This is a genomic window from Vibrio sp. 1557, assembly GCF_033340175.1.
Lineage (GTDB): Bacteria > Pseudomonadota > Gammaproteobacteria > Enterobacterales > Vibrionaceae > Vibrio > Vibrio alginolyticus.
Genome location: NZ_JAWOVZ010000014.1, coordinates 73,693 through 87,361, shown reverse-complemented (window position 1 = coordinate 87,361; position 13,669 = coordinate 73,693). Strand labels below are relative to the sequence as shown.

The window sequence follows — 13,669 nt, the reverse complement described above, 5'->3', positions numbered from 1 at the left end:
CTCTCGCCCACCCTTTGCGCGTTCTAGGCCAAAGGCGAACCACTCAACATAACACTCACCCATAATGCGAACTTAAGGGTAATTAGTTTTGTGGTTTTGATTCTTGCAGTTCTGGAGCTATTCGAATGAAATTCACCATTCCTTGCAAATCAACGATTTTATCATGCAAGTGGTGAATAATTTTCTCTGAAATTTCTTCGGTGTATGAACCCGAATTTAAGTAAACAGCCATATCATAAAGCCCTTCAAGGCTGTCAGAAACGTCTGTTAATGTGTATTCTTTGCTAGTCATAATCAACTCTCCTGAAGTTGGTTGTGTTAGAAGCCCGTAGCTGTCCTACCAGTTGCGGGCTTTGTCTTTATAGAAACTGCCAATCGTCAGCCGAGCCATGCTCCGCTTCATTAAATTGGAAATTATCATCTCGAATCAAATTGTATGGAGCTCCATCCAAGAAATCTCTTATGGCATCCGAGATTTCCCAATCATGCTTACAGTAATAAGCTTGTTTCTTAGATAAAAAATAAAGTGTGTTATCGCATAGAATCACATCATTCATAGCTCTGGCTCCAATGGTTCAATTGTTAGTCCAAAGCGCTTTAACTCCAGACCACCGAAGTTGTTAATAGTAAAACTAGAGCTATGAACTGTATATATTCCTGAGGCATAAGGAACTTGATCCTTTTCTAGTTGAAGCTTCATCTGTACTGGGAACTTACCCCCTAAATATGCATAAGCATCTTGCTCGAAAATTTCGCGTCCTGGCTTATCATCTTTTGGTTTTGTTTTACGAGTATGAACCTTTACATCATCTTCAAAAATTTCAATTTTCAGCATATTTTTAATCCTATTAAGCAATGGCTTTAAATGGCATGACATTAGATTGAGCAGCAACTGGCGGTCGATACCAATGAGGGATTGATAGAGGCTTGATGTCAATTACCTCCGAACGTCGAAGAGTTGGGCACATTCGTGAAACATCAAAAACTTGCCCGATATCGATACCAATTTTCTTTAATCGAGCCTTATGCTCGTAAAACTGGCTCTCACTAAGAACGTCCCGTAAATCAACGCCGTTCTGCCATAATGTGAAGTAATTCATCGTGGTATTTGCTTTGCGAATGGTGTCTACCGCACCTGCATTCAATAATTGTTGAGCTATGGACACATGCTCATCGTGACTTATCTGGATGGTTTTCATAGCGTTCTCTATATCGTTTAAGTGTTCATAAAAATCGGTTTCTTGAACTAAGCCGTAGAATTGCAAATTATGTCGTTTTAAAAATAGCTGCTGTAATTTGTGCTCTTGTCTAACCACGCCTTGTTCGTCACAGTAATTTATTAGTTGTTCAATATATTCAAGCTGTTGAGGTGAAACGCCTTCTTTTTTTCGTTTGTCCTTTTTTAAATGCTCCCTGAGTTCATGTGCTTTGCGATAAAGAATATCGATGCGCCAGCTAGAGCCATATCCCCAGCTGCAAGACTGGCCATTAGGCCAAAGATTGGGCTTGCGACCGTTGCCAATTTGCATGGATGACATGCCGCGAATAAATGACAACTCCCTGCCCTTGCCTACAGATAGGTTTTGAGTCCAATCTATAGCTGTAATTTCGGCTCCATCGCCGACCAAAGTTGATGATTTATTGTCGGGTGTTTGGCGGTGGTAAAGTCGAGTGTTTTTCGTAAAAGGAGGCAACCCATATCTATCAAGAATGTGGTTATATATATCCACGCACTCTTCTAAAGTTGTTAAGCCAAACAAGTTATCCATGCGCTGCCAGCGAGATGGATTTCCTTCAACTCTTACCTTAAAACCATCACATCGGATATTTAGTTTCGAGCTAAACGATCCTTCTAATCTTTTTTGGTTAACCGATGGAGGAAGTAATTCCCCAGACTCCATGTCTAGCCGCTCAATAACATGCGTCCCAATGAGAGGAAGCCCCCCATCAGGATGTGTTTGTTGCATGAAAAGACGGTCAATGAAGTACAAGCTAAAACCCTGTCAAGTACGTTTTTTTATAACATACAGATTAACAAAGCGTATATCAACACCTAAGTACGAAAAGAGGGTGTTATACTTAGAACAAATCGTACTTTAGAGGGTGTTTTGATGTTGAAAGATGTAATTAAGTCGGCAAGATTGGAATGTGGTTACACACAAGAAGAGATCGCAAAAAAAGTAAAAGTAGCAAAGCAAACATACTTGAAATGGGAAAATGGAGAGACAGAACCAAAGGCAACACAGATAAAACTCTTAGCTGAACACCTGAAAATCACACCGAACGAAATCTGCTCAGGTGAAAGAAACAAAAAAGTAGAACTGGAAGAGTTCATAATCCGATTAGCTATGAGCAAAACCACAAAAGAAATAATTACCATGTACACTTGGAAGATGATTCCCGACCATGAAAAATTCTTTGAAGAAATGAAAAGCCTTGGACATGACGAGTATTTTAACGCTATAGGCGAAGTTGCGAGCATAGAGCAAAATATGTAGGTGGAATTCCGGAATTCCGGAGAAAGTTGGGGTGTAACAGTAACCCCAACCTGAAATCTTAACATCCAAGTAACAGAAGCCTATTTTTTAGAATGGTTCCTCCCCGACGAAACGGGGCCCCTCCATTCAAAAAATAGGCTTTGTGCTAGATGGGAATTGATTAATTAAGAGTGGAAGTGCCAAAGGTCTAGACTGTAGAAATTCCGCTTCCTCGAAGCGATTTTCGCATGCTCAATATCACTTCTTGCGGCGAGCGGTTCAAATAAAAAAGACATACCGTTATTTGGTATGCCTTCTAAAGAGTTCAGCATTATGTGTGTTATGTTACGGGCTCTCACTTCAAAGCGATTCTCCTTCCTAGCATGTACGCAGCGAACTGCGACAATGAGCAAGTCTCTCGCCCACCCTTTGCGCGTTCTAGGCCAAAGGCGAACCACTCAACATAACACTCACCCATAATGCGAACTTAAGAGTTAGAAGATTAGCATTGGTGAAGTCAGTTTAGTTACACCGTATTTGGCTGTTGCTGCTTTGCAAGCCTCATCAGCTGTCTTGTATGGACCGTGAACTTCGATTTCACCACAGCGACAAGTTGATAATAACCAGTCATCAACTTTAAAACCGTGTGGCTGATTAAGTTCCTTTATTGTATCTTGGGTTACGTTCAACACTGTACACGTTGGTTCTGCATCTTGCTCATTCAACATGAGTCAACATGGACACGCATTTGCTTAACCCAAACGTGTAAGTACTACATTAGTTTTATAGGAACAAGGAATCTAACAGATGTAAACTCTCTACTTTTCAATCTATACCTAGATCTTTCTTCATATGTTCACTCAACTCGACTGATGTTATCGAAGTTGATAGCACCTCTATTTTAATAAACTTTGTTTCTGAGGGAGTTGGGGTTGGTGTCATTCCAAACTATCTTATTAAAAGTAACTATATAGACAAAAACATCCGAATATCGCAAACTTTTGATATAGAACGTTCCATGTATATTGCCTACCCTTATCAAAACCCTTTGCCAAGAAAGCTAGCTGAGATATCTACTTTTATTAGGTCTGAGTTATCACAAGTATTGAAGAGTGAGTCATTTTAGGGCGGTTGTTCAGATTTAGAATTTTGCGTTGTCTACTCAACTAGGCCTAACGCTAATCTTTGTAACATATTGTTTCGGCGGTATTTATTAACACCCCCATCTTTATGCTTGCTATCACAATGTGAGATGCTCTGCCGTCTTGTTATCAAGGTTTTGCGTGGAATAAATCACGTGGGGTAAACGATAGATTGACTTACATTAAAATTTTCATCAAAAGCAACTTTATATAAAATTGATTTCATACCAATCTATGTGTATCTTCTACCCATATCCCCACAATAACCAAGGAGAATGCCATGGATAAGCTACTCGCGTCTGCATTAGAAATTAAGCAGCGAACTATGGTGACTGGCTTTTTTGCTAGAAATGGATTCAAAATCGCTATGACCGATTTTGATGATGTCACTTTTGAGCGAGAAGGCGTGCAAGTTAACGTACATTTTGATCTGCAGTCAAACGCGGAGTCTGCATCTGTTTTATCTCATGAGGCATCAATCATTCCTGGCTAAAAACTTTTATTCTCACCGATATACCAAGCCGAACGTTTATGTTCGGCTTTTTAGTGACAAAAAAATGATGAGTGCGAACAAGAGTTGTCGATCACTCATCTAAATAGACGATTAATAAATCAGCTTCAACCTCGTTCACAACCTTTGGTATCGATGAAAAAAAGCGACTCAATAAGTTGTGATGATAGCCACAGACAACTAAATCTATCCCCTCTTTTTTGACGATTCCCGATAGTTTTATATGAAGATCGCCGATTACTACCATGGTCTCGTTTACTGGGTATAAGCATTTATCAGCGAGCTCTTGCAGCCTTCTTTCCAATTCTTGCTCTTCCTTCGCTTCCATGACTATCCGATCAACATCTACGTAAACAAATGAGAGTTTGCTGCTTGAGTTATCTGCTTGCATTATTGCTTTTTCGATAACGGCTTGGCTAGATTTAGATAAGTCGACAGCAACCAAAACGTGCTTGTAACCCATCATTCCTCCCTTGGTTAGTTTTTGTTCTCATATTAAGTCTAGTCCACATAGAGCGAACACAACATCAAAACTACTGCTACATGATAGTTAAAGGAGTTTAGTGTAAAACAGGCAAATAGTTTTCATTGCAACCTTGTTGCTTCCTCTCATCCAAAGATCAACGATGTTTTTCCAATTTCTTCTCTAATTATCGGACGGACTATTTAACAGGAAGGATGCCAGGAAACATTACGTTGTAACACGCGTTACTGCTCTTGATTTCTACTACTCTTGAGGTTTCATATTACCCACTTCAACGTCGCCTAGTTTAGTAAAACTACTTTAGGTTAAGCGTGTTCAATATGTAACGCTCCGCTCAAATCCAGGAGACGTATTTCGGCTAAAAAAGCAGCTAAATAAGATGAACTTCCGATTCATCTATTACATATGTCTGCGAGTGCTTACTGTTCTTATATCGCGTATTTAATAAGTCTAGTTTAATTACCGTTATAAGTTACGGTGTATCTTTTTTCTTTTTTCAGCATAATCCTCTACCTTGGAACGAAGCCCTCTCGCACTTTGTAATTAAATTACAAGATCAATCGCAACCAATATGGCTGGCAGATTAAATGCCCGATGTAAATAATTGATATTATTGAGTTTAATTTATGAGCTCTTTAAAAAATGCCTAATTGCCTGTGCTACGAAAACTAAGGTTAACACGATTAGGTAAAATTTTACTAACTCGCTATTTAATCTTAAAGGCAATTGAACAAGATTAAAATCATATAGGTTTAGTAAATTGTAGTTACAGTGTAATTAGGGTGGTGTTTGGGAATGTAAAGGAATAGAAAATAGAAAGGCAAAAAAACAGGGCGTATGCCCTGTCCATGAATTGATTAGTTTTGTTGTTGTTGTTTTTCTGCGTACTCAGAACGAATCCGTTCGGCAACAATTTTGATAGCTTCTGCAGTACTTGTGCCCTTCGCCATCAATTCTTGAATTCTCTCTACAGCTTGTTGTTGCTCTTGGTGGGATAGAGGGGGTAAATCGTCAAACATAAAAAGCTCCTCATTTTGAGGAGCTGACTATAACGATTCAACTAATAGGTAGCAAGGAAATTAATGGATGCACCCATAGCGTTCTCGTTTGTGTACTGAGCTGCGATATCCAATTCGAACAACTTAAGTGGGGACAACCCGATACCAGCAGTAATGGTTCCTTCGTCATTACTTCGAGCTAAGTTCTTCATATACCCTGCTCGTAATGCCATTTGACGCAAAATATCAAATTCAATACCAGCTCGAATCATTTGCGTATTATCATCAAAGGATGAAAAACGTTTTTCTTCGTTAAGATCGTAGTCAACACTCATCGTAAAGTAATCGGCAACAATCCCTGCCCCAACGGTGTATACAGGACGCATGCTATATTCGTATGATTTTATCGTATCGCTGCCATATTGGAATGATTTTGTTTTAACGTCTCTTCCGATCAAATTTTTCGCTGAAATACCGAGACGATATGGGCCAAAGAACCAAAGTGCGCCTGCGTCTAAGTTAAACATCGTTTCCGCGGTCTCATTTTCACGTAAGTCTTTAGTATCAAAATTCTGAAAACTCGTGGCGTATGAGTATGTGTATATACGTTGAAGTTTAGGAGTAACACCAAAAGAAAGGTGTTGATTCATGAAATTAGTGTATTTAGCAAGTGAAATACCTGCTTCAGCCACGCCAATAGAAACACCTTGTACATAGCTATCATCTAATGGATTAGTACCTGAGGTATCAACATTTGGTTGTACGAATGATTCAGTGTATAGCTTACCGTATGCAGTTGCAGATAAGAATTTGTTGGGAATACCAATGGCAACGACACCACCAAGATCAAAGTCTGTCTTTTTCCCATCGATAGCATCCATCGATTTTTTGATTTCATCGACGTCTGTCAATTTGCTGATGCGTTCGATCTCATCAACTAGATCATATTGATCATCGTAGCTGCCACCAAAACTTGGCACGATCATGCCTGCATCGTCATTTCGGCGATAAATCGCAGTAAGAGCGGGGTTGAAAAAAGGCGCAGTTAGATAAGTTGCTGATACGGTACCAACGCCACCCATTGCATCACTACGAGCCTCTATCGCATAAGTAGCAGCAGAAGCAGCATTAGCGAAAAGAAGAGTAGCAACAGAAGTGGCAAGAATTTTATATTTGTTTTTCATACTACACTTGTGATTTTAGTTCGTCCTGAACCTTTATCGGCACAAGTAGTATTTCTTTAACTATTCTTCCTGGGAAAGATCATAGGTTCGGCTAATAGTTTGAGCCTGCTCAACAATTATATCGCCCTGCCAACGGCGACTATTGATACTTACCGCCAATACGTATCTATCGTTTGGGACACCCGCTAGCTCCAATGAATTTGGATAGTTAGACTCATAAGTCTTTTTCCACATTTGCTCGTACTGGCCATCAATGTAGTCATACAAACCAACTTCAAGTTGCGGTAATGGACAATGGGGATTACGAAGTGCGCTCTTTTCTACTTTCCAATTCTCTTTAGATGTCCAACGAACATATTGAGAAGAGTTTGAATCTCCAAGTATTACCCAAGTTCGATACTCTTGTTTATCAGTAGAAACAACGGTTAAGTGATATAAACCAGCTTCAAGCTTGCCTGTTAAGTTATAGCGTTTCGAGTAACTACGCTCGTTGGCAAGTTCTGTCCCGTTCGGCTGTTGTTCATAGCTGAATGAACTGTCCGCGGATATAGAATCATCCACCCATCGATTAAATGAAATATTTTCGATGTCAGTTGTAGCTCTTAGCTTGATCACCAATCTAAATGTATCTCGCCCAGGGCTTTGAATAGTCTGACGAATAACGTTCACACCACTTATCCAATCAGGCAGCGTTACACCAGTGAGTGCCTTGCCACAGTTTTTAGATAGTGACTGACCAAGAAGATCATTAAGGTGAGGAGTCAAATCTTTACTTGGTTCCGTTTGCCAGAGTTCAACAAGAGAGTTGAACATACCCGCAAGATCATCTTCAAGTAAGTGTTGATGTGCCTGTGTTAAAGGCGTGTTAGTTTGAAACCAGTCCATCGCATGGACTGGTTTCACTAACGCTAATGAGACAACTACAGGGAGTAGTATTTTCATTACGACTTATGCTTTCATCTTGTAGCCAACACCACGAAGTGTTTCAATTTCCAGTCCTGGCAGTTTTTGACGAAGCTGTAATACATGTGTATCAACCGTACGTGTTGTCGGGAAGTGATTGTAACCCCAAACGTGGTCAAGTAGCTCATCACGAGTAAACACGCGACCTAAGTTTGACGCCAAAAATAGCAGCAAATCAAACTCTGTTCGAGTAAGCGTAATTAGCTCGTCTTTATAAGTCACTTCACGAGTCGAGCGGTCAATCTCTAAGTCTTTTGTAATCACTTTATCAGCGTTGCTTTGTTCTGCTGAATCCGGTGCTCGTAGCTGTGCACGGATTCTCGCAAAAAGCTCCGCTTCAGCAAAAGGCTTTGTTAAGTAGTCGTTCGCGCCGGAATCAAGGCCTGCAACTTTATCTTTTACGGTAACAAGTGCCGTTAACAAGATAACTGGTACGTCTTTAATCTGTTTCCATTCTGGGAGACATTGTACAGAGTCACCATCTGGGAGTTGGCGATCGAGAATTACCAAGTCAGCTTTTTTCCATTGTGGCTCTACGTCTGCAATACGCTCCACATGTAAACACTCATATCCTGCTTGTTCCAGGCTTACTAACAGGCCGTCAGCCAAGTTTTTATCGTCCTCAACGAGAAGCAGTGTCTGTTTCACAAGGTATCTCCAATATAAAAGTTGTAGGTGGTCCCATTAAGGACATTTTTCCGCCCATGCGGCCTACCATAGATTCAACGATTGTTAATCCAAGTCCTAACCCGCTCTTACTTACGAACGGTTTCTTCAAATTTGCCCAATCTTTAGCCGTTAGGCCTCCTGCATCTCGGACTTGGAATACTATTTTTTCTTCACTAGTTGAGACATCCAATTCAACCGGTGCGACACCGTACTTAAGCGCATTACGAAGCAAGTTATCGATACAAGTTCCTAACCAGTACACATTAACTTTAGCAGCCACATCTTCATTGATGTTAAAAAGCACGGCACTATCAAATTCTTCTTCGATCTTAAATTCTAACCAATCTGCAACGGATGGTACCCAGTCTGTTGCAAGCATTTGGTTATCAGATTGCAAATAATCTTTACTCGCTTCTGCCAATTGACGCAGGCGGCGCGTATCTTCACACAATCTGCGGAATTCGTCATACACACTTTCAGGCAAATGCTCGAACTCTCGACGAAAGCCCTCAACCGTTAGTGATAGAGATGCAATCGGTGTTCTGAGCTCATGCGTTAAAATTTGCAACACGAGCATTCTACTACGTAGTTCTTCTCGCTTGCTATTCCAACGGTATACCGCCCAACCAATCACCAAAAGAATATTGGCGATTACCAGTATGATCATACTGATCCGCAAAACTTGCGAGTGATCTTCTACATCCCAACAAATATTGCCTCGTTTAACAAAGCAACTTTTGCTTTGAGAGGCTAGAGCGTATGACAAACCCGCATTCGCTACGTTCTCTTGCCAGATATCTTTCTCGAAAACAAAGTAACGGTCACCACGTCTTAGCCAAAGTTCATTACCTTCAATAAACATGCTCGCGCCTGCAATCAAAGCATTAATGGCGTCGTCATCCATGTTTTTCAAGCTTTCTAGCAACTCATCCCCTTCCTCGTTATCACGCTCTTTTATATGCATGTACTGAGATAGTTTGGGTTTGAGTTCTGGATACTTATCCACATAACGCGCCGCGTACGTCCCACCACCAGGGTGAATGAGACCACTACGCGAGAACCAACGAGGTGTCAGCTGCGTCCCTTTACAAATCGCTCTTGTAAATACTAAAGGCTCAGTAATTAAAGGACTTAATGGTAATTTGCCACGACAAGTATTCGCCAAGCTGTAAAGCTGTTGGATATCTTTTAACGGATAGTCAGACGTTTGCGGCAGAAGCGAATCTGGCGCAAGTAACTTGGTAGGATAATTTGATTGCAGAATACGAATATCGTACGACTTAAGAGCTACTTCATAGTTAAATAGCTCTGTAAACGTATCTATTCTTTCTGGTAGTGAATCGGAAAATGCAGGTGCCGAAAAAAGCGGCAATACAGTTGCAAAACCGAGCAAAAACTTTTTAATCAAACTGTTACCGTCACTTGTTACATTAGCCAAAACTATACATCAATCTACAAGCAATTGACATCAGCTAACAGAAGGATTTGCATTACTATAACATTGAAACGGAACAAAAAAGGGCCAGCGATTGCTGACCCTGTATAGTTTTAAATCAAGAATGGTTAAAGTGCTTTAAAAATAGACTCAACACTTTCTTTCGCATCACCAAATAGCATTGATGTATTTTCTTTGAAGAACAGTGGGTTCTGTACCCCTGCGTAACCCGTATTCATTGAGCGCTTGAATACCACTACGTTTTTCGCATTCCATACCTCCAATACGGGCATACCAGCGATTGGGCTGTTCGGATCTTCCAGTGCGGCTGGGTTGACCGTATCGTTAGCACCGATAACCAATACGGTATCGGTTTCAGCAAAGTCATCATTGATTTCATCCATTTCAAGAACGATATCATACGGTACTTTTGCTTCAGCGAGTAACACATTCATATGCCCCGGTAGACGACCCGCTACTGGGTGAATCCCAAAGCGAACTTCAATACCTTGTGAACGAAGTACATCAGTAATTTCATGAACAGGGTATTGTGCCTGAGCTACTGCCATGCCATATCCTGGAGTGATGATTACTGATTTTGAGTTCTTCAACATCTCTGCAACTTCTTCAGCCGTTGTTTCACGATATTCGCCCTGCTCTTCGTCACCTGAAATCACTATCTCTTGACCAAAACCACCGGCAATAACACTGATAAACGAACGGTTCATTGCTTTACACATGATGTAAGAAAGAATCGCACCTGATGAACCTACCAAAGCACCTGTTACAATCAATAGATCATTTGCTAGCATGAAACCTGCTGCCGCTGCTGCCCAACCTGAGTATGAGTTCAACATAGAGACAACAACTGGCATATCAGCACCACCGATTGAAGCGACTAAATGGTAGCCGAATGCGAACGCGATCAAAGTCATCACAATAAGAGCGAACATGCTGCCATCTGCTTTTACGAAGTAGATCATAAGAAGCGTAGAAATAACAACCGCTGCGAGGTTCATTTTGTGCTTATGAGGCAGGTTAAGTGGCGACGAAGAAATCACACCACGCAGCTTACCAAATGCGACAATTGAACCGGTGAAAGTTACGGCACCGATGAACACACCCAAGAATACTTCTACAAGGTGGATAACATGCTCAGCATGTGTTGCTGCTTCTGGCGCATCTAGGTAGCTGTTGTAGCCAACTAAAACCGCAGCTAAACCTACAAAGCTGTGTAGAATCGCAACCAGTTCTGGCATCTCGGTCATTTCTACTTTCTTCGCATAGAAAATACCGATCGCACCACCTATCGCCATCGCGATAATGATCCGACCAAAACCTTGCGCATCTGGGCTAAAGATCGTCGCTATCAGCGCGATCGTCATACCAGCGATACCGTAGTAGTTACCATTACGAGCAGACTCTTGCTTTGAAAGCCCCGCCAAACTCATGATGAAAAATAATGCAGCAACAATGTAAGCTGCTTGTACTAATCCTGCAGACATTGTGACTCCTATTTATCTTTGCGGAACATTTCAAGCATACGCTTGGTGACGGTGAAACCACCGAAGATATTGATACTCGCGATCAATACGGCAATAAAAGATAGGAACGAAACGACGCCATTGCCTTGTCCAATTTGCAGTAATGCACCAACGACAATAATGCCAGAGATAGCATTCGTTACTGACATTAGTGGAGTATGAAGTGCATGGGTAACATTCCATACTACGTAGTATCCGACAACACACGCTAGAACAAATACAGTAAAGTGAGAGAGAAACGCCGCTGGAGCAACCGATGCTACCCATGCAAAGGCTCCAACAGCCGCTGCCACACCAATAATTTTCTTCGTTGGAGACGTAGGTTCTTCTACTTTAGGCTCTGGCTTCACAGGCTGTTCTTGTTTCACTTGCGGCTGAGCTGAAACCTGAATTGGTGGCGCTGGCCAAGTAACTTCACCTTCTTTCACCACGGTAACGCCACGGATAACAACATCTTCAAAATCAATATTGATGTTGCCATCTTTCTCTTTACACAACAGTTTTAGAAGATTGACAAGGTTTGTCGCGTAAAGCTGAGAAGATTGTGTTGGCAAACGACCAACCATGTCAGTGTAACCAACAATTTTTACGCCGTTATCCGTCATGATAACTTGGTCTTTCACTGTATATTCACAGTTACCGCCATTAGCAGCTGCCAAGTCGACAATTACACTGCCCGCTTTCATGCTGTCGACCATTTCTTTGGTGATCAACTTCGGCGCAGGTTTACCAGGGATGAGCGCGGTCGTAATAATGATATCAACATCTTTAGCTTGCTCTGCGTATAACTCTGCCGCTTTTTTGTTGAAGTCATCAGACATTTCTTTTGCGTAGCCATCCCCAGAGCCAGACTCTTCTTGAAAGTCAACGGTCAGGAACTCAGCGCCCATCGATTCAACTTGCTCTTTTACTTCTGGGCGAACGTCAAACGCACGGACAATAGCACCTAAGCTACCTGCAGCACCAATAGCCGCCAAGCCAGCGACGCCAGCACCCGCAACCAATACTTTCGCTGGAGGTACTTTACCGGCAGCCGTAATTTGACCTGTAAAGAAACGACCAAACTCATGAGCTGCCTCAACCACTGCGCGATAACCAGCGATATTAGCCATCGAAGATAGCGCATCTAAGGCTTGTGCACGTGAGATACGAGGAACGGAATCCATGGCAAGAACGTTAATGTTCTTACTTGAAAGTTGTTCCATCAACTCAGCATTTTGAGCCGGCCAAATAAAGCTAACCAGTGTTGCTCCATCTTGCAGTAACGCAATTTCGTCAATGCCTTGCTCATCATCCACAATTGGCGCATTAACTTTTAAAATAAGGCCAGATGCCCAAACTTCTTCACTAGAAACGATTTTCGCACCAGCTGCTTCATAAGCGGCATCATCGAAACTCGCTAGCCCCCCCGCTTGGGATTCAATCGCGACATCGAATCCCAATTTTATTAACTGCTCAACCGACTTCGGCGATGCAGCCACTCGCGATTCACCCGCGAGTATCTCTTTAGGTACACCGATTTGCAAAACGCATACTCCTTGTATACATATCAATAAATTAGTCCCAAAACAGAGCGTCGCTCTACTCTAATTCTTTTTTATTTCTATCTGTTTACCACGCAAGACAATTGCAAACGAAAGATGATGTTTGGGGACACCCATTTGCACAATAACACCTTGACTAACAGCCCTGTTATTATTCTGTTTGTATCGAACGCGTCTCATTACTTCAAGTGTTTTGTAATTTAAATACTAAATTTCATTACATATAACGCTAAGTAATGAATGATTGTCGCTCTGTGCACGAAAAATAACAACGCAACACCGTACTAGACTGAGGTCTAACCAGGTAACGATTAAATACTGACTTAACAGAGATTTAAGCGTTAAAAAGAAAGAGCCACTAGCATATACACTAATGGCTCTTTTTAAGATGACTGGAATCAAATTGCAGTAAATTGCTAGTCGAAGATTTTATCGCCCATTTGATCAATAAACATTTGAGATTTCTTCAACATAAGGTCATTGGCATCTTGCTCTGAGCCAAGCAAATCGGAGCGAATAAACCGATGTGTTTTCACTTCATCATTGTCATGCTTTTCTATTCGACCAGCGATGCGATATTGTCCGCCCTCTGAAAGGCTCTCTGGGTAAATAAGGAAACCTTTATATTCAACTGGTTCGATATTTTTGGCTTCAACCGTTTTCTCACTACCACCAAACAAACGCGAAAAAAATCCCACGATTCCTCCTTGGGTCAGCT

Annotated in this window: 16 protein-coding genes and 1 pseudogene; 3 read left to right on the top strand and 14 right to left on the bottom strand. The window is 41.4% G+C overall.

What is annotated here, in order from left to right; genetic code table 11:
- Positions 1 to 82: 82 nt before the first annotated feature.
- The 4 genes from R7070_RS16500 to R7070_RS16485 form a co-directional block, all read right to left on the bottom strand.
- Positions 83 to 292, bottom strand: a complete 210-nt coding sequence (locus R7070_RS16500; protein WP_031841562.1) for a hypothetical protein — start codon at positions 290 to 292, stop codon at positions 83 to 85.
- 67 nt (positions 293 to 359) lie between these two features.
- Positions 360 to 557, bottom strand: a complete 198-nt coding sequence (locus R7070_RS16495; RefSeq protein ID WP_031841561.1) for a hypothetical protein — start codon at positions 555 to 557, stop codon at positions 360 to 362.
- Complete coding sequence (locus R7070_RS16490; protein ID WP_021822574.1) at positions 554 to 835, bottom strand: single-stranded DNA-binding protein; 282 nt, start codon at positions 833 to 835, stop codon at positions 554 to 556. Before R7070_RS16490 ends, R7070_RS16495 begins: the two co-directional genes overlap by 4 nt.
- 13 nt (positions 836 to 848) lie before the next feature.
- On the bottom strand, positions 849 to 1,991 hold the full coding sequence (locus tag R7070_RS16485; RefSeq protein WP_079855096.1) for a phage/plasmid replication protein, II/X family: 1,143 nt from the start codon (positions 1,989 to 1,991) through the stop codon (positions 849 to 851).
- Between the two features lie 120 nt (positions 1,992 to 2,111).
- Between R7070_RS16485 and R7070_RS16480 the strand changes: the two genes are divergently transcribed.
- The gene (locus R7070_RS16480) at positions 2,112 to 2,498 is read left to right on the top strand and encodes a helix-turn-helix transcriptional regulator (RefSeq protein WP_021823321.1); all 387 of its coding nucleotides are present in this window, start codon (positions 2,112 to 2,114) and stop codon (positions 2,496 to 2,498) included.
- Between the two features lie 473 nt (positions 2,499 to 2,971).
- On the opposite strand, the gene R7070_RS16475 is transcribed toward R7070_RS16480, so the two are convergent.
- A complete protein-coding gene (locus R7070_RS16475; protein WP_085569028.1) occupies positions 2,972 to 3,205 on the bottom strand; it encodes a hypothetical protein in 234 nt (77 codons plus the stop codon).
- A 140-nt stretch (positions 3,206 to 3,345) separates the two neighbouring features.
- Here R7070_RS16475 and R7070_RS16470 point away from each other — a divergent pair.
- Together R7070_RS16470 and R7070_RS16465 are read left to right on the top strand one after the other, a co-directional pair.
- Positions 3,346 to 3,603: pseudogene (locus R7070_RS16470) on the top strand (LysR substrate-binding domain-containing protein); the annotation flags it as partial.
- Between the two features lie 296 nt (positions 3,604 to 3,899).
- Positions 3,900 to 4,112, top strand: a complete 213-nt coding sequence (locus R7070_RS16465; RefSeq protein WP_005376260.1) for a hypothetical protein — start codon at positions 3,900 to 3,902, stop codon at positions 4,110 to 4,112.
- A gap of 91 nt (positions 4,113 to 4,203) precedes the next feature.
- Here the strand turns inward: R7070_RS16465 and R7070_RS16460 are convergent, their stop codons facing one another.
- The 9 genes from R7070_RS16460 to R7070_RS16420 all read right to left on the bottom strand — a co-directional run bounded on the left by R7070_RS16460 (position 4,204) and on the right by R7070_RS16420 (position 13,649).
- Positions 4,204 to 4,593, bottom strand: a complete 390-nt coding sequence (locus R7070_RS16460) for a universal stress protein (protein ID WP_256900059.1) — start codon at positions 4,591 to 4,593, stop codon at positions 4,204 to 4,206.
- Positions 4,594 to 5,471: 878 nt separating this feature from the next.
- Positions 5,472 to 5,633, bottom strand: coding sequence for a YoaH family protein (locus tag R7070_RS16455; protein WP_005376257.1), 162 nt, complete (start codon positions 5,631 to 5,633; stop codon positions 5,472 to 5,474).
- 41 nt (positions 5,634 to 5,674) lie between these two features.
- On the bottom strand, positions 5,675 to 6,796 hold the full coding sequence (locus R7070_RS16450) for a conjugal transfer protein TraF (RefSeq protein ID WP_085569025.1): 1,122 nt from the start codon (positions 6,794 to 6,796) through the stop codon (positions 5,675 to 5,677).
- A gap of 60 nt (positions 6,797 to 6,856) precedes the next feature.
- The gene (locus R7070_RS16445; protein ID WP_005388048.1) at positions 6,857 to 7,738 is read right to left on the bottom strand and encodes a DUF2861 family protein; all 882 of its coding nucleotides are present in this window, start codon (positions 7,736 to 7,738) and stop codon (positions 6,857 to 6,859) included.
- A 6-nt stretch (positions 7,739 to 7,744) separates the two neighbouring features.
- Positions 7,745 to 8,407 carry a response regulator transcription factor VxrB gene (gene vxrB / locus R7070_RS16440; protein ID WP_005376251.1) on the bottom strand — a complete coding sequence of 221 codons (663 nt, stop codon included), beginning with the start codon at positions 8,405 to 8,407 and terminating at the stop codon, positions 7,745 to 7,747.
- Positions 8,382 to 9,836 (bottom strand): sensor histidine kinase VxrA, encoded by a 1,455-nt coding sequence (vxrA, locus tag R7070_RS16435; RefSeq protein WP_025767766.1) that lies wholly within the window; start codon positions 9,834 to 9,836, stop codon positions 8,382 to 8,384. The genes vxrB and vxrA overlap by 26 nt, the downstream gene beginning before the upstream one ends.
- Before the next feature lie 155 nt (positions 9,837 to 9,991).
- A complete protein-coding gene (pntB, locus tag R7070_RS16430; protein ID WP_256900058.1) occupies positions 9,992 to 11,368 on the bottom strand; it encodes a Re/Si-specific NAD(P)(+) transhydrogenase subunit beta in 1,377 nt (458 codons plus the stop codon).
- Positions 11,369 to 11,376: 8 nt separating this feature from the next.
- Entirely contained in the window at positions 11,377 to 12,933 is a 1,557-nt protein-coding gene (locus R7070_RS16425; RefSeq protein WP_025767765.1) for a Re/Si-specific NAD(P)(+) transhydrogenase subunit alpha, read from the bottom strand.
- Positions 12,934 to 13,367: 434 nt separating this feature from the next.
- Positions 13,368 to 13,649 carry an HlyU family transcriptional regulator gene (locus R7070_RS16420; RefSeq protein WP_005376244.1) on the bottom strand — a complete coding sequence of 94 codons (282 nt, stop codon included), beginning with the start codon at positions 13,647 to 13,649 and terminating at the stop codon, positions 13,368 to 13,370.
- Between the last annotated feature and the right edge of the window lie 20 nt (positions 13,650 to 13,669).

Bases quoted from the DNA above. Each gene is read 5' to 3' on its own strand.
- R7070_RS16500 (WP_031841562.1), bottom strand. From the start codon at position 292: ATGACTAGCAAAGAATACACATTAACAGACGTTTCTGACAGCCTTGAA.
- R7070_RS16495 (WP_031841561.1), bottom strand. From the start codon at position 557: ATGAATGATGTGATTCTATGCGATAACACACTTTATTTTTTATCTAAG.
- R7070_RS16490 (WP_021822574.1), bottom strand. From the start codon at position 835: ATGCTGAAAATTGAAATTTTTGAAGATGATGTAAAGGTTCATACTCGT.
- R7070_RS16480 (WP_021823321.1), top strand. From the start codon at position 2,112: ATGTTGAAAGATGTAATTAAGTCGGCAAGATTGGAATGTGGTTACACA.
- R7070_RS16475 (WP_085569028.1), bottom strand. From the start codon at position 3,205: ATGTTGAATGAGCAAGATGCAGAACCAACGTGTACAGTGTTGAACGTA.
- R7070_RS16465 (WP_005376260.1), top strand. From the start codon at position 3,900: ATGGATAAGCTACTCGCGTCTGCATTAGAAATTAAGCAGCGAACTATG.
- R7070_RS16460 (WP_256900059.1), bottom strand. From the start codon at position 4,593: ATGGGTTACAAGCACGTTTTGGTTGCTGTCGACTTATCTAAATCTAGC.
- R7070_RS16455 (WP_005376257.1), bottom strand. From the start codon at position 5,633: ATGTTTGACGATTTACCCCCTCTATCCCACCAAGAGCAACAACAAGCT.
- R7070_RS16450 (WP_085569025.1), bottom strand. From the start codon at position 6,796: ATGAAAAACAAATATAAAATTCTTGCCACTTCTGTTGCTACTCTTCTT.
- R7070_RS16445 (WP_005388048.1), bottom strand. From the start codon at position 7,738: ATGAAAATACTACTCCCTGTAGTTGTCTCATTAGCGTTAGTGAAACCA.
- pntB (WP_256900058.1), bottom strand. From the start codon at position 11,368: ATGTCTGCAGGATTAGTACAAGCAGCTTACATTGTTGCTGCATTATTT.